This window comes from Pseudomonas sp. xss_2, assembly GCF_043104195.1.
GTDB classification, from domain to species: Bacteria; Pseudomonadota; Gammaproteobacteria; order Pseudomonadales; family Pseudomonadaceae; genus Aquipseudomonas; species Aquipseudomonas urmiensis.
In genome coordinates this window covers 69,263-87,035 of sequence record NZ_JBICKL010000077.1, presented here as the reverse complement: position 1 = coordinate 87,035, position 17,773 = coordinate 69,263, and the positions used below count along the sequence as shown (strand labels likewise).

The 17,773-nt window shown below is 62.1% G+C and carries 16 protein-coding genes; 6 read left to right on the top strand and 10 right to left on the bottom strand.

The genetic code is table 11. The annotated features are described in order from the left end of the window. Positions 1-53: 53 nt before the first annotated feature. The 7 genes from benB to proV all read right to left on the bottom strand — a co-directional run bounded on the left by benB (position 54) and on the right by proV (position 8,157). Positions 54-542: a benzoate 1,2-dioxygenase small subunit gene (gene benB, locus ACF8K2_RS19035; RefSeq protein ID WP_186554376.1), complete on the bottom strand. Its 489-nt coding sequence runs from the start codon at positions 540-542 to the stop codon at positions 54-56. Beyond that, positions 539-1,897 carry a benzoate 1,2-dioxygenase large subunit gene (gene benA, locus ACF8K2_RS19030; protein ID WP_392466907.1) on the bottom strand — a complete coding sequence of 453 codons (1,359 nt, stop codon included), beginning with the start codon at positions 1,895-1,897 and terminating at the stop codon, positions 539-541. Before benA ends, benB begins: the two co-directional genes overlap by 4 nt. 479 nt (positions 1,898-2,376) lie before the next feature. After that, positions 2,377-3,330 (bottom strand): AraC family transcriptional regulator, encoded by a 954-nt coding sequence (locus tag ACF8K2_RS19025; protein ID WP_186554527.1) that lies wholly within the window; start codon positions 3,328-3,330, stop codon positions 2,377-2,379. A 483-nt stretch (positions 3,331-3,813) separates the two neighbouring features. Next, positions 3,814-4,869, bottom strand: a complete 1,056-nt coding sequence (locus ACF8K2_RS19020) for a GlxA family transcriptional regulator (RefSeq protein ID WP_392466903.1) — start codon at positions 4,867-4,869, stop codon at positions 3,814-3,816. 58 nt (positions 4,870-4,927) lie between these two features. After that, entirely contained in the window at positions 4,928-5,956 is a 1,029-nt protein-coding gene (gene proX, locus ACF8K2_RS19015) for a glycine betaine/L-proline ABC transporter substrate-binding protein ProX (RefSeq protein ID WP_392466901.1), read from the bottom strand. A gap of 58 nt (positions 5,957-6,014) precedes the next feature. Next, a complete protein-coding gene (proW, locus tag ACF8K2_RS19010) occupies positions 6,015-6,965 on the bottom strand; it encodes a glycine betaine/L-proline ABC transporter permease ProW (RefSeq protein WP_186554530.1) in 951 nt (316 codons plus the stop codon). A 31-nt stretch (positions 6,966-6,996) separates the two neighbouring features. Next, entirely contained in the window at positions 6,997-8,157 is a 1,161-nt protein-coding gene (proV, locus tag ACF8K2_RS19005) for a glycine betaine/L-proline ABC transporter ATP-binding protein ProV (protein ID WP_392466899.1), read from the bottom strand. Positions 8,158-8,509: 352 nt separating this feature from the next. On the opposite strand from proV, the gene ACF8K2_RS19000 reads away from it, so the two are divergent. Together ACF8K2_RS19000 and ACF8K2_RS18995 are read left to right on the top strand one after the other, a co-directional pair. Next, positions 8,510-9,487: a LysR substrate-binding domain-containing protein gene (locus ACF8K2_RS19000; protein ID WP_392466896.1), complete on the top strand. Its 978-nt coding sequence runs from the start codon at positions 8,510-8,512 to the stop codon at positions 9,485-9,487. 101 nt (positions 9,488-9,588) lie between these two features. Then, positions 9,589-10,473 carry an alpha/beta hydrolase gene (locus tag ACF8K2_RS18995; RefSeq protein ID WP_392466893.1) on the top strand — a complete coding sequence of 295 codons (885 nt, stop codon included), beginning with the start codon at positions 9,589-9,591 and terminating at the stop codon, positions 10,471-10,473. A gap of 25 nt (positions 10,474-10,498) precedes the next feature. Here the strand turns inward: ACF8K2_RS18995 and ACF8K2_RS18990 are convergent, their stop codons facing one another. The 3 genes from ACF8K2_RS18990 to ACF8K2_RS18980 all read right to left on the bottom strand — a co-directional run bounded on the left by ACF8K2_RS18990 (position 10,499) and on the right by ACF8K2_RS18980 (position 13,094). Next, positions 10,499-11,230: a hypothetical protein gene (locus ACF8K2_RS18990; RefSeq protein ID WP_264233010.1), complete on the bottom strand. Its 732-nt coding sequence runs from the start codon at positions 11,228-11,230 to the stop codon at positions 10,499-10,501. Between the two features lie 99 nt (positions 11,231-11,329). Next, positions 11,330-12,121, bottom strand: coding sequence for a histidinol-phosphatase (gene hisN, locus ACF8K2_RS18985; protein WP_392466890.1), 792 nt, complete (start codon positions 12,119-12,121; stop codon positions 11,330-11,332). A 67-nt stretch (positions 12,122-12,188) separates the two neighbouring features. Next, the gene (locus ACF8K2_RS18980) at positions 12,189-13,094 is read right to left on the bottom strand and encodes a LysR substrate-binding domain-containing protein (protein WP_186554536.1); all 906 of its coding nucleotides are present in this window, start codon (positions 13,092-13,094) and stop codon (positions 12,189-12,191) included. A gap of 270 nt (positions 13,095-13,364) precedes the next feature. Here ACF8K2_RS18980 and ACF8K2_RS18975 point away from each other — a divergent pair, with 270 nt between their 5' ends. From ACF8K2_RS18975 to ACF8K2_RS18960, 4 genes are all read left to right on the top strand, one after another. Further along, positions 13,365-14,645: a dicarboxylate/amino acid:cation symporter gene (locus ACF8K2_RS18975; RefSeq protein WP_186554537.1), complete on the top strand. Its 1,281-nt coding sequence runs from the start codon at positions 13,365-13,367 to the stop codon at positions 14,643-14,645. A gap of 8 nt (positions 14,646-14,653) precedes the next feature. Continuing rightward, on the top strand, positions 14,654-16,114 hold the full coding sequence (locus ACF8K2_RS18970) for an aspartate/glutamate racemase family protein (RefSeq protein WP_392466886.1): 1,461 nt from the start codon (positions 14,654-14,656) through the stop codon (positions 16,112-16,114). A gap of 95 nt (positions 16,115-16,209) precedes the next feature. Beyond that, positions 16,210-16,794: an NTP transferase domain-containing protein gene (locus ACF8K2_RS18965; protein ID WP_392466883.1), complete on the top strand. Its 585-nt coding sequence runs from the start codon at positions 16,210-16,212 to the stop codon at positions 16,792-16,794. A gap of 82 nt (positions 16,795-16,876) precedes the next feature. Next, positions 16,877-17,767 (top strand): universal stress protein, encoded by an 891-nt coding sequence (locus tag ACF8K2_RS18960; RefSeq protein WP_392466880.1) that lies wholly within the window; start codon positions 16,877-16,879, stop codon positions 17,765-17,767. Positions 17,768-17,773: the final 6 nt, after the last annotated feature.

Genomic DNA, 17,773 nt, shown 5'->3' with positions numbered 1-17,773 from the left:
CTGGCCGCGGCGCGCCAGAGGGCGCCCCGAACGGCACTCGCCAAGACCTGAAGTCAGATGTGGTAGATGTCGATGACCTGGCGAACGTAGTCGTTCTTCAGCACCACTTTCTTGGCCAAAATCTGCGGCTGCTCGCCGCGCAGATCGAGGGTGTAGAAGCTGCTGCCAAAGTAGCTGTCGGTGGTCTTGTAGCGAAAACTCAAGGTGTGCCAGTTGAAGCGCACCAGGCACTGCTCTTCGCTGCGTTCGACGATCTCGATGTTGCTGATGTTGTGGGAGGTGCGTGTGTCCGGCACGGTGGCGCTGGAGCGCTCGGTCTTGATACGGAACACGCGGTCTTCCAGGCCACCGCGATTGCCGTACCAGATCAGCGAGATCTCGCTCTGCGGATCCTCGGTGAGCTGGTCGTTGTCGTCCCAGGATGGCATCCAGAAGGTCGCGTCGGCGGCGTACAGCTCCAGCCACTGATCCCACTGGGCATCATCCAGGTAGCGCGCCTCGCGATAGAGAAAATCGCGCACGCTGTCATAGAGATCGCTCATCGCACGGCCTCCACGGAAATCAGCTGTGGTTCCTGCTCAAGAGCCTTGAGCATGGTTTGTTGCCAGTACTTGTGCTGCAGCACGAACAGCCCTTCATCCTCGGTGCGCACACCCGACAGCAGCGGTTGCAGCTGGATTTCCTGAGCCGCCTCGTCGGCGCCCTCGACCCAGTGCTTGGCACCGCGGGACATGTCGTTCCAGCCGGTGCCGCCGCCGTAGCCGGTCTGGCACGAGCGGAACTCTTCCAGGTCATCCGGGGTGGCCATGCCACTGACGTTGAAGAAGTCTTCGTACTGGCGGATACGCTTGGCCCGGGCCTCGCGGCTCTCGCCCTTGGGGGCGATGCAGTAGATGGTGATCTCGGTCTTGTTCACCGAAATTGGCCGGGCGATGCGGATCTGCGAGCTGAACTGGTCCATCAGATAGACGTTGGGGTACAGGCACAGGTTGCGCGAATTCTCGATCATCCAGTCGGCGCGGGCCTGGCCGAAGTCCGCCGCCAGTTGCTCGCGGCGCTCATAGGCCGGGCGATCTTCAGGGTTGGCCCAGCGGGTCCAGAGCAGCAGATGGCCGTGGTCGAACGAGTAGAAGCCCCCGCCCTGCTTGGCCCAGGCGCCGGCGCTCATGGTCTTGATCTCGTCACCGCTCTCGCGTTGTTTGCGCTGGTTCTGGGTGGCGGCGTAGTTCCAGTGCACTGAGCTGACGTGGTAGCCATCGGCGCCGTTCTCGGCGGTGAGCTTCCAGTTGCCCTCGTAGATGTAGGAGCTGGAGCCGCGCAGCACTTCCAGGCCTTCTGGCGACTGGTCGACGATCATGTCGATGATCTTGGCCGACTCGCCCAGGTGCTCGACCAGCGGCTTGACCTCGGCATTGAGGCTGCCGAACAAGAAGCCACGATAGGACTCGAAGCGCGCGACCTTGGTCAGGTCGTGGGAGCCGTCGCAGTTGAAGCTCTCGGGGTAGCCGGCGTTGCTTGGGTCTTTGACCTTGAGCAGTTTGCCGCTGTTGTTGAAGGTCCAGCCATGGAATGGGCAGGTGTAGCTGGACCGGTTGCCGCGCTTGTGCCGGCAGAGCATGGCGCCACGGTGGCTGCAGGCGTTGAGGAAGGCATTGAGCTCGCCGTCCTTGTTGCGTGCAATGAAGATCGGCTGACGGCCCATGGTCAGGGACAGGAAGTCATTTTTTTCGGGGATCTGGCTTTCGTGGGCCAGGTAGATCCAGTTGCCTTCGAAGATGTGTTTCATCTCCAGGTCAAACAGGCGCGGGTCGGTGAACATCTCCCGCTTGCAGCGGTAGACGCCCGATTCCCGGTCGTCCTCGAGCATGGCATTGAGGTAGTCGAATCCCAGGGACATGGCCAGGGTCTCCAATTGTTATTGTTTCAGGCCAGGTCAGGTTATGTGGCGGGGGTGTTACGCAATATCCGCTTCGTGCAGAGTGTTATCCGTTTTGTGCAGGCAGATTGGCTTTTGCTTTTGCGAGAGCGTAGCGATTCGCTGCTCTTGATCTTCGTGCGCGCAAGTTCAGGCACCGCAGATTCGCGACTTCAGGAGGCTGAGCAGAGGTGCCTGGAGGGCCAGGTGCGCAGCACCCTTCGGCGCAGCCGAAGGCGCGAGATGTAGATTTGCGCAGCAAATCGTAGGCCGCGCGGGCCCGGAAGGCGCCGGCGCGAAGGGACCCGTAGCGCAGCGGAGGGCCGGATGGTGGAGCGCAGACTTTTTTGGTTACTTTTTGGGGCGTTTGCCAAAAAGTGACCCGCCGTAAGGGCGGAAAGGTGATTCAGCGTCTCCATCGCCAATGGATATGCTCAAAAACCAAAAACCAAAAACCAAAACTACCGCCGCCGCAACGTCTCAGACGGCAACTCCCCAAACCGCTGCCGATAACTCTCCGAAAACCGCCCCAAATGCATAAACCCATAATCCATCGCCAACTCAGTCACACTGCGCACCGAGCAACTCGAATCACTCAAACACTCATGCACCCGCTCCAACTTTCGCTGGCGCACATACTGCTTAGGGGTAGTCCCCAAATGCCGATCAAACAACACATAAAACGACCGCAAACTCATGCAAGCCTGCTCCGCCAACGCCTCAGCCGGCAACTCAAGCTTCAGGTTACGCTCGATGTAATCCAAGATCCGCTCCAGGCTAGCCCCCGGCGCCCCAAGGCTCTCACGGCGGATGTTGGTACTCATCAAGGTCAATAATTTGCTCGCCACGATCTGGCTGTAGTGCCCCTGCACCCGCGGCAACGAATCACTGACCTCAGCCTCATGACACACCATCGCCAGCAAATTGACGAAGCCATCGAGCTCTTCCAACCGATAATGGTTGCGCAAGAACCGTACCCCACCACTGGGCCGATACCAACGCTGCTCATCGCAAATCGAATCGAGCAACCGCGTCGGCACCTTGAGAATGAATTTCTCACAGTCTTGCGAGTACGTCAGGTCAACGGGATCATCCGGGTTGATCAGCAGCAGCTCGCCCGGCACCAGGTGATGCTCGCGCTGCGGCCCGCGCCACAGGCAGTTGCCGTTGAGCAGCACCTGCAGGTGGTAGATGGTTTCCAGCGCCGGTGAGGTAACCCGCACACTGCCGCCATAGCTGATCCGGCACAGGTCCAGCTCGGCGAATTTGCGATGGCTCAGACTGGCCTGGGGATGGGTGGAGCGCGACAGGCCGATGCAGTGCTGGCCGACATGTCGATTGACATAATCGGATACAGCATAAGGATCAGCATGATGGAACACGCTGCTGCGCTCGCTCAACAGGCGGCTTTCCATAGGCAAGGCACTCGGCTCGTTATTGTTCTGGTCGCCGCTTCCTACAGGGCACAAGGCCCGTGGTCGCGGTCGTTCACGGTCATTCTATAGGGCCGGTTGCAGGTGACAGCGGGCAAGTGACAACCGGTGGCTTGCTCACACACTAAGCAATATGGCGGGGGTTAGGCAATGCGACCTAGGCGAAGGGCGGGCGGATAGCGGACAGCATAGGGTTCGTGATTGTCCGATTATCGAACGCTATTGCGCTGTAGCAGTACCGCCCTTTTCGCGGGGCAAGCCCGCTCCCACGAGTGCTGTGCTGGCCTGTAAGTAGTAGATGTGGATGTGTGCATATTCGGCCTTGCGGGGTGTCAGGGCTGGCCTTTTCGCGGGCAAGCCCGCTCCTACAATGGGTTGTGCTGGCACAGCAAAAAAACCACTGCAACATAGATCCCTGTGGGAGCGGGCTTGCCCGCGAAGAGGCCAGCCGAGCATACCCATCTATCAGTGCACAGCGCCCTCTGGCCGCCCCGCCCAGCCCTGACTGCGGGCGCGAAACTGCCTGGGCGCAATGGCGAACAACTCACGGAAGCGCCGGTAAAAATGCGGAAAACTGACAAAGCCGCTGGCCACCGCCACTTCAGTCAGCGACTTGCTCGTATGCTGCAACAGCTGCCGCGCATGGGTCAGGCGCAGTTCCAGATAATACCGGGGCGGCGTTGCCTGCACATGGCGGCGGAACAACCGCTCCAGGTGGCGCCGTGACAGCCCTGCATGCTGCGCAATCTCATCGATGCCGATAGGGTCTTCGATGTTGGCATGCATCAACTCCAGCGCCAATCGCACCCCACGCGGTAGCGTTGGGTCGATATCCGGCGCAGCAGCCGGCATATCACTCAACACCCGCGAACGATCGCAAGCCAGCATCTGCTCGACCGCCCGGCGCAAGCCTTCGCCGCCACTGTGTTCGAGCAAGCCAAGCATCATGTCCAGCGCACTGCTGGCCCCCGCGCAGCTCATGCGCCGCCGATCCAGCACATGCGCCTGGCGGCTGACCCGCACCTGCGGGAACAGCTCGTTGAGCATCGCCCGACCATCGGGGTGAAACGCGCAGTCGTGGTCGTTGAGCAGGCCAGCCTCGGCCAGAAAGTACGCCCCATTCCACAAACCGCCCAACAGCGCCCCATGCAGATCGGCCTGGCGCAGTTTGCCGCGCAGCAGGGAGCTGCTTTCCAAGCGAACCCGAAAACCGCCACACACCAGCAGTACATCCAGACCCTGCCCTTCGAGATCGGCCAGGGCAGTATTGACTGGCAGGGCAATTCCCAGGTCGCTCATGACCTGGGCGCCCTCGCCCACCACCAGGATCTGGAACAGCGGCGTGGCGCTCATCAGGTTGGCGGTGACCAAGGTGTCCATGGCCGCTGTGAAGGCCATCATGGAAAAGTGCTCACGCAAGACAAACGCCACCCGCCGACATGGCAGGGCCAAGGCCGTGCGGCCAGCCGGATCGAGGTGGGCCAGGTTGCTGTTCTTCAATACGCTTTCGAAATGACTCATGGCTCAACTCCACCGCCAGCCTGTGCCCCGGCATTACCGGGGCGGATGGAAACGACCGTTACTTGCTCGCCTGGCTGGCGGCGCCGCGGGCGGCCGACAGCCATTGGTCGAACTGCTGCCGATGGGCTACGACCCACTCCTTGGCGTGACGCTCGATGTCGGCGGGTTTCTTCTCGCCCTGCTGCATCTTCAAGTTCTGCGCACTTTCGTCAGCGGTAGTGAGCTGCATCAGCGAGAGGAACTTGGCAGCGGCCGGATTTTCCTCGGCGAAGTCTTTGTTCAGCACCGCTTCAACCTTGTCCACGGCAAAACCGAGGTTCTTGCCTTGGTACATGGTGTCGACCGCGTTGTTGCCATCGGGCAGATCGGTTTTCGGGACTTCCAGCCAGACCACGTCCTTGTCTTCCACCAACACCGTGGAGATCCACTGTGGCACCCAGGTGAAATAGAGGATCGGTTTGCCTTCCTTGTAGCGGGTGATGGTGTCGGCCATCAGGGCGAAGTAGGAGCCCTGGTCGACATGTACGGTTTTGTCCAGGTCATAGGCTTTGATGTGGTGGGAGATCACCAGCTCGCAGCCCCAGCCTGGGTTGCAACCAGTCAGGTTGGCCTTGCCGTCGCCGTCGGTGTCGAACAGCTTGGCGATTTCGGGCTTGTTCAGGTCGGTGATGTACTTGATGTTGTGCGCTTGGGCGGTTTTCTTGTCGATCAGGTAACCCTGGAGCACGCCGGGCATGATGTCGCCGGCCTTGACCATCACCTGATCGCCACCGGCCTGCTGGTAGAACTTGTCGTGCAACTTGTCCCACAGGTGCACGGTAAAATCGGCATCGCCGTTGGCCAGGGCGACCATCATCACCCCGTACTCGGTTTCTTTCGGCTCCTGCACCTTGTAGCCCAGCTCGCGCAGGCCTTGCATGGCGACTTCGCCACGGAAGCGCTCTTCGGCGATCGAGGGGAAGATCGGCGTGACCTTGACGCCCTCGCCCGGCCGCTCGGCCGAGGCATTGGCGCACAGGGCGGTGGCGACCAGAGACAGCGCGCAGGTGCATTGCAGGATGCTGCGGGAGAACTTCGATTCGTACATCGTCGCGTACCTTCTTCTGCTTGTTATGTTCACGTGCGGCAGTTCGAATGTGTCTGTCTCAGGCGGTCTTGCGCCGCTCTGCGTGCCCTGCGCCAAACAGGCGCAGGACCAGGCCGACGGGCCCAGTGTGGTACCAGCGCAGGCTCGGGTCGGCACTGCTGCGGGCGCCCATGGCCTGGGTCAGGCGGTCGAGGAAGATCGCCAGCAACACCAGGCCCATGCCCCCGACCGTGGCCAGGCCCATGTCCAGTCGGCCAATGCCGCGCAGGACCATCTGCCCCAAACCGCCGACCGAGATCATCGAGGCGATCACCACCATCGACAGCGACAGCATCAGGGTCTGGTTGAGGCCGGCCATGATGGTCGAGGTGGCCAGCGGCAGTTGTACCCGGGTCAGCATCTGCCGGGGCGTGCAGCCAAAGGCACGGGCGGCTTCGATCTTGTCTTCCGGCACCTGGCGAATGCCTAAGTTGGTCAGGCGTACCAAGGGCGGCAAGGCAAATACGATGGTGACCAACACCCCAGGCACGTTGCCGATGCCAAACAGCATCACCACCGGCACCAGGTAGACGAACGCCGGCAGCGTCTGCATGGCATCGAGCACCGGCCGCACCACCTGCTCCAGGCGATTGCTGCGCGCACAGAAGATGCCCAGCGGAATGCCGATCACGGCGCAGAAGAACACCGAGGTCAACACCAGCGCCAGGGTGGTCATCGATGCCGACCACACGCCGATCAGGCCCAGCAGGGTCAAGGTCACAAAACACAACAGGGCCATGCGCTTGCCCGCCAGCTGCCAACCCAGCAGGGACGAAAGCAGGATGCCGATGCTCGGCGGGATGCTCTGCAAGATCATCTCGATGCCATTGAGCACCTGGTCGATCGGCCAGCGAATGGCGCGGAACACATCGCGGAAGTTGTGCACCAGGAAGTTAAGGGTGGCTTGCACCCAGTCACCCAGCGGTATGGTGGCCGACTGGAACGGGTCGAGCAGACTGAATTCGGACATTAGGGCTTACCTCGGCAAGGGTCGCTGACGCTCAGTGGCGGCTCAGGGTCTGCAGCAGCTGGTTCTTCGACAAGGTGCCTTTGAGCGCACCCTCGCGGTCGAGGACCGGCACCGGGTACGGCAGCGTGGCGGCGATATCCAGCACCTCGTGCAGCGGCGTGTCGGTGTATACCGGTTGCCGTTCGTGCAGGCTGTAGCGATCCGTGGCCGCGGCGCCGTCGGCAGCGGTATCGACCACACCCAGCAGTTGCCCGCACTCGTCTACCAGGTAGCCGAACGGCACCCCGGCCCTGAAGCGTGGCGCCTTGCCGTTGACCCGGCAGACCAGCTCTGGGTCGAACTCGGCGACATCGCCGGCTTTGAGCACGCGCGAGCTGTCAAAGCCCTTGAAGAAGGTGCGCACGTAGTCGTTGGCGGGCTGGTTGATCAGCTCTTGCGGGGTGCCGATCTGCACGACTTTGCCGCCTTCCATGATCGCGATGCGATGGCCGATGCGGATGGCTTCTTCGATGTCGTGGGAAATGAAGATGATGGTGCGTTGTTGCTCGGCCTGCAGGCGGATCAGCTCGCCTTGCATTTCACTGCGGATCAGCGGGTCGAGGGCGGAGAAGGCCTCGTCCATGAGCAAGATGGTCGGATCGTTGGCCAGTGCCCGGGCCAGGCCAACGCGTTGCTGCATGCCGCCGGACAGCTGGTGCGGGTAACTGTGCTCGTGCCCGGCCAAGCCGACCTGGCTGAGCGCTTCGCGAGCACGGCGAGTGCGCTCCTGCTCGGCGACCCCGGCGATTTCCAGGCCAAAGGCGGTGTTTTGCAGCACGCTCATGTGGGGCATCAAGGCAAAGGACTGGAACACCATGCCCATTTCCTTGCGGCGCACATCGAGCAGTTCCTTGTCGGATAGCCCGGTGATTTCCCGGCCGTTGAGGTGGATGCTGCCAGAGGTAGGCTCGATCAGGCGGTTGAACAGCCGCACCATGGTCGACTTACCGGAGCCGGAGAGGCCCATGATGACGAAGATCTCGCCACGCTTGACGGCAAAGCTTGCATCGAACACGCCGACCACATGGCCGGTCTTGCTGAAGATCTCATGCTTGTCGGCGCCTTTGCGCAACATCTGCATGGCCAGGTCCGGGTTGGGACCAAACACCTTGAAGATGTTGTTCACCGAGAGAATTTCATCGGCCAGCTTCATACGACCCTCTTTTATTATCTTTATAACCAAATTCACACTTCGCACTGGCACGCCGTGCAGGCGTTGAATGTCAGTACGAGGACGCTTGGCAGTCGTTCAAATCGGAACGTGGAGTCAACCCGGCACGCAGAAATTCCTGCTGTAAAATTATCGACATCGATCGCTTCAATGCCGCGCCGTTGAGTTAACGTTAGGCCTCGGCGAATAGCGGGTCCAACGACATTTGCAGGGCGCAAACCATTACCTGGGGTTATCAATATGGCCAGGGCGGCGATCGTGGTTTACCACCTCACTGCTTAATCGCTACAGTGGTCAGCCCGCCCCGCCGACAGCAAGGATCTGGTCTGCCCTCATGGTCAAACATACCGAGCCCGATCAGACCCTGATCAAGATGCCGTCGCTACGCGCGGTGAAGGTGTTCGTCGCGGCCGCCAAGTATCAGAACTTCACCCGTGCCGCCGAAGCGTTGTGCGTGACCCAGGCCGCCGTGAGCCGGCAGATTCGCGAGCTGGAAGCGCACCTTGGCGCGCAGCTGTTCACCCGGGTAGGCCGCGCCGTTGAGCTGACCGTGGCCGGTTCGATCTTCTTCGATGCGGTGCAGTTATCGTTCGTCAATATTTCCCAGGCGGCCGAGCGCATTCGCAGCAACACCACCACCAAGCACGTGGTGACCCTGTGCTGCTCGCCGGCGTTCGCCAACCTCTGGCTTGCACCGCGCCTGCCACTGTTCTTCGAACAACATCCAGACATCGACATCAACCTGATCACCACCCAGAACTTCCTGTCGATGGAGCCTGGGGTGCGTCCGGATATCTTCATCACCAAGCTGGGCAAGATCCACGACGGCTACCGCTGCCTGGCGCTCAACCATGATGTGGTCTACCCGATCTGCTCACCGCAGTACCTGGAACAACACCCTGAGCTGTGCACGCTGGAAAACATCCGCGATGCCGCACTGCTCAACCTCAGCCCCTACGGCCGCTCGCAAGTGGCCGAGCATGTCGACTGGGACGTTTGGCTGGCCTTTCACAATATCGACCTCAAGCGCCGCGCCAGCCAGGCGCCGCACTACTTCAACGCCAACGACTACAACCTGCTGGTGCAGCTTGCGCAGAATCATCAAGGGGTGGCGCTGGGCTGGCATCATCTGGTTGCAACCCTGGTCGAGCGCGGCCTGTTGGTGCGGCCGGTGCCGCATGAGCTGGTGCTCAAGGATACCTTCCACTACCTGGCGTTCAACGAAGAGAAGGAGCATGACTCCAGTTGCCGGCGCTTGCGCGATTGGTTGTTGGGGCAGTACCAGCAGCCTGGGGAGCAACAAGCGGGTTAGTTGCCTCTGAGGCGCTGACTGACACAACCTGAAATCATCCGACTACGCCACTGGGCAATTTCCCCGACAAACCCGCTACGGCTTCTGCTAAAACGCCCCTCATGTCAACGCTCCTGCTCAATCATATCAAACGCCGCTGGCTCAGCTGGCTGTGCGTGGCCCTGCTGTTGGTCGGCCTACCGACCGGCTGCGCCGTGCTGCAACACAAAGAGCGCGAACTGGTGTTTCGCATCGAACCCGGTAACGCCAGCTGGTTCCACGGCCTGCCGGCAGGCGTCCAGGAACTCCAATTGCGCCCGCGCAGCTTTGCCGACAATCAAAGCCTGCACGCTTGGTGGTGGCCGGCGCGGCGCGCCGATGCCCCCGCCATCCTCTACCTGCACGGAGTGCGCTGGAACCTCACCGGGCAGCTGTTTCGTATCGAGCAACTGCATGCCATGGGCTATTCGGTGTTAGCCGTGGATTACCGCGGCTTCGGCCAGAGCCGGGGCGATCTGCCGTCGGAGGCGACCGTCTACGAGGATGCGCGCATCGCTTGGGAGCGCTTCGCCCAACTGCAGCCAGACCGCGACAAGCGGCTGATCTTCGGCCACTCGCTGGGCGGCGCGGTGGCCGTTGAGCTGGCCGCAGAACTGGCGCGCCAGGCGCAGAGCGCCGGTGCCCCCGCTGCCGCTCGTGGTTTGATCCTGGAGTCGACCTTCACCTCCCTGGGCGATGTCGCCGCCGCAGTGGCGGACACCGCGCTGCCGGTGCGCTGGTTGCTGTCGCAGAAGTTCGACTCGATCGACAAGATCAAGGATGTCGGCATGCCGGTGTTGCTGGTGCATGGGCAGGATGACCGATTCGTCCCGCCGCGCTTTAGTGAGCAGTTGTATGAAGCGGCGCAGGAGCCCAAGAGCTTGTTGCTAGTGCCGGGGGCGAGCCATAACAACAGCATGCGTTTGGCTGGGCAGCGCTATCAGCAGGCGATTCGCGGATTGCTTTGATAGCGATACGTGGGTCTTTGAGCTCTCACTGAACCGGCAAGAAATTCATCAGCAACAAGCTCTGCGCATAATTCAGGCCAATCCGCCGATAGCGCTCGTCGAGCATCTGTGCCAGCAGATCCAGGCGCGCGACGATCTTGCCGAACTCCACGGCAAAACTCAGGTTACTGCCCTCCTCGGAAATCTCATTGGAAAACAGCAGCAACACACCATTGGCATCCTGGCGTTGGCTGAGCATCCAGGTAGCTTTTTCGATGTTGCGCGCGGCGTTGTTGACGAACAGCGGGTCAATCGCATCGGTCATGTAGAACTCGGTGCGCCCGCCGTGGGCAGTGATGATCATGCTGCCAATGGCGTAGATGAAGGCACCCACCCGATCGCCCCGGAACTCGGGGCTCAAGGCATAGCTCAAGGCCGCCAGGTCACGCCGCTCGCCCAACTGCGCCAAGGGCTGGCGCTGCTCGATCGCCACTCGAATCTGCCGCTCGGCGGTAGCGGCATCGAGGTAGCCGGACTGTTTCCACTGGCTGGGATTGCGCAGGTAGAGCTTGTTCATCAGCAGGTACAAACTCTGCAGATTGTCGCGCATCGACAGCGTGGCCATGCGGTCGACGCTGGTCTGGAACAACTCGCTGGGCTTGCCGTCACCGAACTGGCTGACGATGTCGCGCCCCTGTTGCTGGGTGCAGGCGCACAGGGCGATCAGGGCGCCTGCCAGCAGCAGGCGCGAGCAATGTCGGGAGACTGGGACAACCATTGGCACCGGGGTCTGAGATCAACGACGGGGCCGGGGATCGGCTCAGCCTGACCAGACATAGAGCGCGGAATGTTGAAAAAGTGCAGTGAAGGCCACGCATCACATCGCGTGGCGCAACAGCTCCAGCACCTGGGCATGCAACGCCGGATCGCCACACGCCACCACACAACCGCCGTTCTGCGCCGAGCTACCGTCCCACGCAGTAATCACCCCGCCCGCCCCTTCGATGATCGGCATCAGTGCCTGCACGTCATACGGCTGCAGGCTGGCCTCGACGATCACATCGACAAAACCCGAGGCGAGCATGCAGTAGGCGTAGCAATCACCGCCATAGCGCATCAAGCGCGCCTGGCCAGCCACCGCTTCGAAGGCCGCCTTGCGCGCCGGGGTATCGAACATGTCCGGCGTGGTGCACATCAAGGTCGCCGAGGCCAGGTCGCTACAGGCGCGGGTCTTCAGTGCAGCGTTGCCCAGCCAAGCGCCTTCAGGGGTACCGACGAAGCGCTCGCCGGTAAACGGCTGGTTCATCACCCCCACGCGCGGGCGCTCACCGTCGTTCAAGGCTATCAGCGTGCCCCACAGCGGCAGGCCGGTAATGAACGCGCGGGTGCCGTCGATCGGGTCCAGGACCCAGGTCAAGGGGCTGCTGCCTACTGCCACGCCCTGCTCTTCGCCAAGAATGCCGTGCTCGGGATAGCGCGCCTGGATCAACGCACGCATGGCGTCTTCTGCCGCTTTGTCGGCCACGGTCACGGGGTCGTACAGGCGTCCGCCTTTGTCCTCGACGTCCAGGCTGGCTCGGAAATACGGCTGGATCGCCGCAGCGGCGGCATCGGCCAACTGTTCGGCAAAGGCGCGGAATTCGCCAATCTGTGCAGCGCTCAGGGACATGGGGCAGGCCTCTTGGAGTGATGAGGGGCGCATCATACCCGACGCTATGCGGCTCGGTCAGGTCCGATCACGGCACATCCTTCTCCAGCGAGCGCCACAACTCGATCATGGTCGGGTTGCTGTTACCGGTTGCCTTGAACGACCAAATCTCCAGATCTGCGCACCACTGTGCGCCGCCCGCGTGCACCAGGCGGCCGGCGGCTAGTTCATCCTGCGCGGCCGATTCCGGCAGCCAGCAGATGCCATAGCCCTCGCGGGCCATCCGCGACAGGTGCATGGCCATGTCCGCTTCATGAAAGCGCTCCAGCGCCAAGGGCTGGGGCGCTGCGCGCAGGATCACGTCGACCACCCGGCCAAGAAACGAGGTCGCGGTGTAGCCCAGGTAAGGAATCGGTTGCGCGCTCGTGCCGGGCAGGGAGAACAGCGGCTGGCCATGCTCGTCGGGCGCTGACACTGGAATGAAGCGGTCGCTGCCCAGGCGCAGGCCGACGAACTTGTCCGGGTCGAGGAAGATCGGCACCTGCGGGTGGCTGTAGCCGATCATCAGGTCGCAGTTGCCTTCCGCCAAGGCAATCACCGCCTCTTGCACGTTGTCGGCCAACACCCGCGCGTTGAAGTATCCGTTACGGCGCTGGAAGGCGGCGAACCACTGTGGCACGAAGGTCATCGACAAGGTGTGCCCGGCGACCACCTGGATCGAACGCCCCGGCATGCGCTCGCCCCGGCGCAGTACCGAGCGCAACTGCATGAAGGTGGCCAACGCTTCGCCGCCCTCCTCGCAGAACGTCTGCCCAGCCTGGGTCAGCTGCACCGGGTAGGTGCCGCGGTCGACCAATTCGACGCCGACCCACTCTTCCAACGAGCGAATTCGCCTCGATAGGGCCGACTGCGTGATGCAACGGATTTCTGCGGCGCGGGAGAAGTTCTTGGTTTGCGCGACAGCGAGCAGATCGTCGATCCATTTGGTTTGCATGGGGCGCCTAAGCAGGGAGTGATTCCGGGATGTTAAGTCGACTGGCCAGCGTCTCGCGATACAGGCGGGTAGCGGTATATGAACGCAAGATGCGAACTAAGCCGAACAACCTCAATGTTAGCGGCCTGATCGGCGTGTATTGGCTCTAATCGAAAACTATGCGCTTTTCGCATCAAACTATGGCGCGATCTCATCAGCGCCCTCTGGTTGCCCTCTTAATCTGTTCGCGTCACCCAGCCGAGGTGACTGCTAACAACAAGAGAGGTCGCGATGAACCCTAAAAAACTTCCCCGTTACATCGCCGTGGCGATCGTCCTGGGCATCCTGGTCGGCTGGTGCTGTCACCATTACGCCGAGAGTGTCGAAGCCAGCCAACGCATCGCCGGTTACTTCAGCCTGGTGACCGACATTTTCCTGCGCATGATCAAGATGATCATCGCCCCGCTGGTATTCGCCACCCTGGTCGGCGGCATCGCCAGCCTGGGCAGCTCCGGCTCGGTCGGGCGCATCGGCCTGCGGGCGATGACCTGGTTCGTCTGCGCCTCGTTCGCCTCGTTGGCGCTGGGCATGTTGCTGGTCAACTGGTTCCAGCCCGGCGCCCACCTGGACTTGAGCGTCAGCCAGGCGGTGGGCAGCCAGGCGGCGGTCAACGCCGGCGACTTCAGCCTCAAGGCGTTCATCGGCCATGTGTTCCCGCGCAGCATCGCCGAAGCGATGGCCAACAACGAGATTTTGCAGATCGTGGTGTTCTCGTTGTTCTTCGGCCTGGCCCTGGCCTATGCCAAACGCCAAGGGCACAGCGCGATCGGCAACCTGGTCGATGAACTGGCCAAGGTCATGTTCCGCATCACCGACTACGTCATGCTGTGCGCACCACTGGGCGTGTTTGCCGCGCTCGCGGCAGCGGTCACCACCCAGGGCATCGGCTTGCTGCTCGACTACGGCAAGCTGATCGGCCAGTTCTACCTGGGCATCCTGCTGCTGTGGGCGCTGCTGTTCGCGGTGGGCTATCTGTTCCTCGGCCGTCCGGTGTTCACCCTGGGCAAGTTGATTCGCGAGCCGGTCCTGCTGGCCTTCTCGACCGCCAGCAGTGAGTCGGCCTACCCCAAGACCATCGATGCGCTGGAAAAATTTGGCGCGCCCAAGCGGGTTTCCAGTTTCGTCTTGCCGCTGGGTTACTCGTTCAACTTGGACGGCTCGATGATGTACCAGGCGTTCGCCATCCTGTTCATCGCCCAGGCCTACAACATCGATTTGAGCTTCACCCAGCAGTTGCTGATTTTGCTGACCCTGATGATCACCAGCAAAGGCATGGCCGGCGTTGCTCGCGCTTCGGTGGTGGTGGTCGCCGCTACCTTGCCGATGTTCAACCTGCCCGAAGCCGGGCTGCTGCTGATCCTGGCGATCGATCAGTTCCTCGACATGGCCCGCACGGCGACCAATGTGGTCGGCAACAGTATCGCCACGGCAGTGATCGCCAACCTGGAGGCGCGTCGTGGCGAGCCACAAGCGCCTGCTGAACAACCTACCCTCGCTGCCCACAACGCCTGAGCCAGATCATGAACCCCACTCCTTCCCATGAAGCTTCGCGCACGCTCGGTATCATCGGTGGCCTCGGCGCCCTGGCCGGTGCCGACCTGTTCTCCAAGCTGCTCAAAAGCCAGCCAGTGCTGGCCGATCAGGGGCGCTACCACTTGTTGTTCGAGCAACACCCATTCAAGGACCTGGAGCTGCCGCTCGACGCGCAGGCGCGCCTGACATCGCGCAAGTTGTATGTCTACCAGGCTTGCCAGCGCTTCACCGAGCGCGGCGCCGATGCCGTGCTGGTGCCGTGTTTCGCCAGCCAGAGTGTCCTGGAAGAATTGCAGGCGGAGCTGCAAACACCGATTCTCGACCTGTTCGACGCCGTTGCCAGGCAGGTGGCCAGCCGCGTTGCGCCAGGGGCGCGGCTGGGCGTGCTGGCTTCGGACTATGTGCGCGCCTGCGGCAGCTTCGAACGGCATTTTGCCGGGCAATACCCGCTGGTTTACCCCAGTGCGAGCAGTCAGGCGCGGTTGATGGAGATCGTCTACGGCGCCCAGGGCATCAAGCGCGGCTACCTGGATGGGTTGGTGCTGGAGCCACTGCAGCAGATCTGCTGTGAACTACAGGACCAAGGCGCTCAACTGCTACTGCCGGGCATGACTGAACTGTCGCTGCTGGCCAATGACCTGCAGCGCCGAGGCGTGGCGCTGCTCGACGCCAACCAGGTATATGCCGACTTCGCCATCAGCGCTGCGCTCGGGCCACGCCCCGCGCCGTTCAAGCTCGGCATCGTCGGCGGTGTGGGGCCAGCGGCGACGGTGGACTTCATGGCCAAGCTGGTCAGCCAGACCCCCGCCGGGCGCGATCAGGAACATATCAAGCTGGTGGTCGAGCAAAACCCGCAGATCCCTGATCGCACCGCCAATCTCCTGCACGGCCAGAGCGATCCAACCGTGGCCCTGTACGCCACCTGCAAGCGCCTGGAGCGCGAGGGTGCCCAGGCGATCGCCATTCCGTGCAACACCGCCCATGCCTATGTCGAACGGATCCAGGAGCACTTGGCGGTTCCCATCGTCCATATGCTCGAAGAGACCCTGAAGTCGATCCGCGAGGCGTATGGCGACCAACTGCCCATCGGCCTGCTGGCGACTTCGGGTACGGTGCACAGTGGGGTCTATCACCAGGTGGCCGAACGCTTGGGGCTCACCTTGAAAACGCCGGACGAGACGGCTCAGGCCCAGCTGATGCGCGCAATTTATGGTGAGCATGGGGTCAAGGCGGGATTTACCCAGGGGCGTTGTGTCGACGATCTGCAGGCAGCGGCGGCCCAGTTGGTCCGCGAGGGCGCGCGAGTACTGATTCTTGGCTGCACGGAGCTGCCGCTGATCCAGCGCGCCGGCGATCAGTTGGTCGAGGGAGTCAAGGTGCACTTCGTCGATCCCACGCAGGTGTTGGCCAAGCGCTGCGTTAGCCTCAGCCTTGCCAGGCAGTGCTGAGGGGCAGCCGTGTCCCCTGGTGGGCTGTTAACATGCAGCTGCCGCCAGCCCCGATCCCGCGCAGGCGAACCTTGCCCTCGATAAGGACACCGCCCATGGTTTGCAAGCCAGTCGCCCTGGTACTCGCCGCCGGCCGCAGCCAACGCTTTGGCGGCGACAAGCGTCAACAGCGCTTGAGCAATGGCCTGACCCTGTTGCAATCGAGCCTGTTACTGCCTTGCGCGGTGTTCGAGGAAGTCTGGCTGGCCCTGCGCGAGGACGATCCGGTGCCGCTCGACCTGCCGAGCAAGGTCCGTATCGTCCAGTGCGCCAGTAGCCGGCTGGGTCTAGGTCATAGCATCGCCGCCAGTGTCCAGCGTATCAGCGCCGTTTCCGAGGGCCAGGCGCTGGCAGTGTTTCTCGCCGACATGCCATTTATCCACGCCAGTACCCTGGATACCCTGCTCGCCAGCGCTGCTCCTGATCGAATCTGCCGCCCCGCCTACCAAGGCAAGACCGGTCATCCAGTCATATTCGGCCGCGACTTCTGGGCCGAGCTCAGTCAGCTTGACGGCGACAGCGGCGCACGTAGCGTGGTCCAGGCGAATAGCCACGCAGTGCACACGCTGATGGTCGATGACCCGGGGGTATTGATCGACATCGATCGCCCCAGCGACGTGCCGCCGGCGCAGAGCGTCTAGACTGAAAGTGGGATTGGCGCGCCACTTGGCCCGCAAACCAACAACGGCATGAACGGGGGGCTGCCACACGAGGAGGTGTGCGATGAGCCAGTTCAAGCGCATGTTCGTCATGCTCGGCCCGCAGATGCGTTACTCACCCGCCTTGCAGCGGGCGGCGGCGCTGGCCGAATCCAGCGGTGCCTTGCTGGATGTCAACGTTTTCGTCGACGATGTCGACACCTTTGGCCTGATGAGCGATGGCAGCGAGCGCGAACGTCTGTTGACCCACAATCGTCTGTGGCTGGCGGACGTTGCCGAGCAGCTGCGTAATACCGGTCTGGATGTTTCCACCGAGCTGCTGCTGACCCGCGATCCCCTGGGCAGTGTGCTGGAACAAGTCGAACGCCTGGGCTGCGATCTGTTGATCAAGGATGTGCAACACGAGCCGGTGCTCAAGCGGCTACTGGTAACCCCCTTGGACTGGCAACTGCTCAAGGACAGCCCGGTCGCCGTGCATCTGGTCAGCGAAATCCGCCTGCCGCTACCCCGGCAAATCGCTGCAGCAGTCGATCTCAATAGCCACGGCGCCGGTGAACACCTGGACGAGCAGGTCATCCACAGCGCGCGTGCGCTGGCCCTGCAATGCAATGCCGAGCTGCATTTGCTGCATGTGTGCGATGCGTCGAAAACCCATATCGCCGACTTTGGCGCAGGCACAGTGACCATGCCTGGCTTCGACGCCAGTGTGCGGGTCGCGCAACGGACCGCGTTCAATCGATTGGGTGATCATCATGAAGTCGCCCTGGAGCGGAGGCATTTCCTCGAGGGGCCGGCGATCAGGGCGATTGCCCAGTACATCAGTCATAGCCGGGTCGATCTGATCGTCATGGGCAGCCATCGGCACGACGCCATGCAGACCTTCCTGGGCGGTACCACCGCGCATGTGCTGGAACATCCCCTGTGCAACGTGCTGGCGATCAAGGCAGTGCACTGAAGGCAC

Excerpts from the sequence above, each read along its gene's own strand:
- benB (WP_186554376.1), bottom strand. The coding sequence starts at position 542 with ATGAGCGATCTCTATGACAGCGTGCGCGATTTTCTCTATCGCGAGGCG.
- benA (WP_392466907.1), bottom strand. The coding sequence starts at position 1,897 with ATGTCCCTGGGATTCGACTACCTCAATGCCATGCTCGAGGACGACCGG.
- ACF8K2_RS19025 (WP_186554527.1), bottom strand. The coding sequence starts at position 3,330 with ATGGAAAGCCGCCTGTTGAGCGAGCGCAGCAGCGTGTTCCATCATGCT.
- ACF8K2_RS19020 (WP_392466903.1), bottom strand. The coding sequence starts at position 4,869 with ATGAGTCATTTCGAAAGCGTATTGAAGAACAGCAACCTGGCCCACCTC.
- proX (WP_392466901.1), bottom strand. The coding sequence starts at position 5,956 with ATGTACGAATCGAAGTTCTCCCGCAGCATCCTGCAATGCACCTGCGCG.
- proW (WP_186554530.1), bottom strand. The coding sequence starts at position 6,965 with ATGTCCGAATTCAGTCTGCTCGACCCGTTCCAGTCGGCCACCATACCG.
- proV (WP_392466899.1), bottom strand. The coding sequence starts at position 8,157 with ATGAAGCTGGCCGATGAAATTCTCTCGGTGAACAACATCTTCAAGGTG.
- ACF8K2_RS19000 (WP_392466896.1), top strand. The coding sequence starts at position 8,510 with ATGGTCAAACATACCGAGCCCGATCAGACCCTGATCAAGATGCCGTCG.
- ACF8K2_RS18995 (WP_392466893.1), top strand. The coding sequence starts at position 9,589 with ATGTCAACGCTCCTGCTCAATCATATCAAACGCCGCTGGCTCAGCTGG.
- ACF8K2_RS18990 (WP_264233010.1), bottom strand. The coding sequence starts at position 11,230 with ATGGTTGTCCCAGTCTCCCGACATTGCTCGCGCCTGCTGCTGGCAGGC.
- hisN (WP_392466890.1), bottom strand. The coding sequence starts at position 12,121 with ATGTCCCTGAGCGCTGCACAGATTGGCGAATTCCGCGCCTTTGCCGAA.
- ACF8K2_RS18980 (WP_186554536.1), bottom strand. The coding sequence starts at position 13,094 with ATGCAAACCAAATGGATCGACGATCTGCTCGCTGTCGCGCAAACCAAG.
- ACF8K2_RS18975 (WP_186554537.1), top strand. The coding sequence starts at position 13,365 with ATGAACCCTAAAAAACTTCCCCGTTACATCGCCGTGGCGATCGTCCTG.
- ACF8K2_RS18970 (WP_392466886.1), top strand. The coding sequence starts at position 14,654 with ATGAACCCCACTCCTTCCCATGAAGCTTCGCGCACGCTCGGTATCATC.
- ACF8K2_RS18965 (WP_392466883.1), top strand. The coding sequence starts at position 16,210 with ATGGTTTGCAAGCCAGTCGCCCTGGTACTCGCCGCCGGCCGCAGCCAA.
- ACF8K2_RS18960 (WP_392466880.1), top strand. The coding sequence starts at position 16,877 with ATGAGCCAGTTCAAGCGCATGTTCGTCATGCTCGGCCCGCAGATGCGT.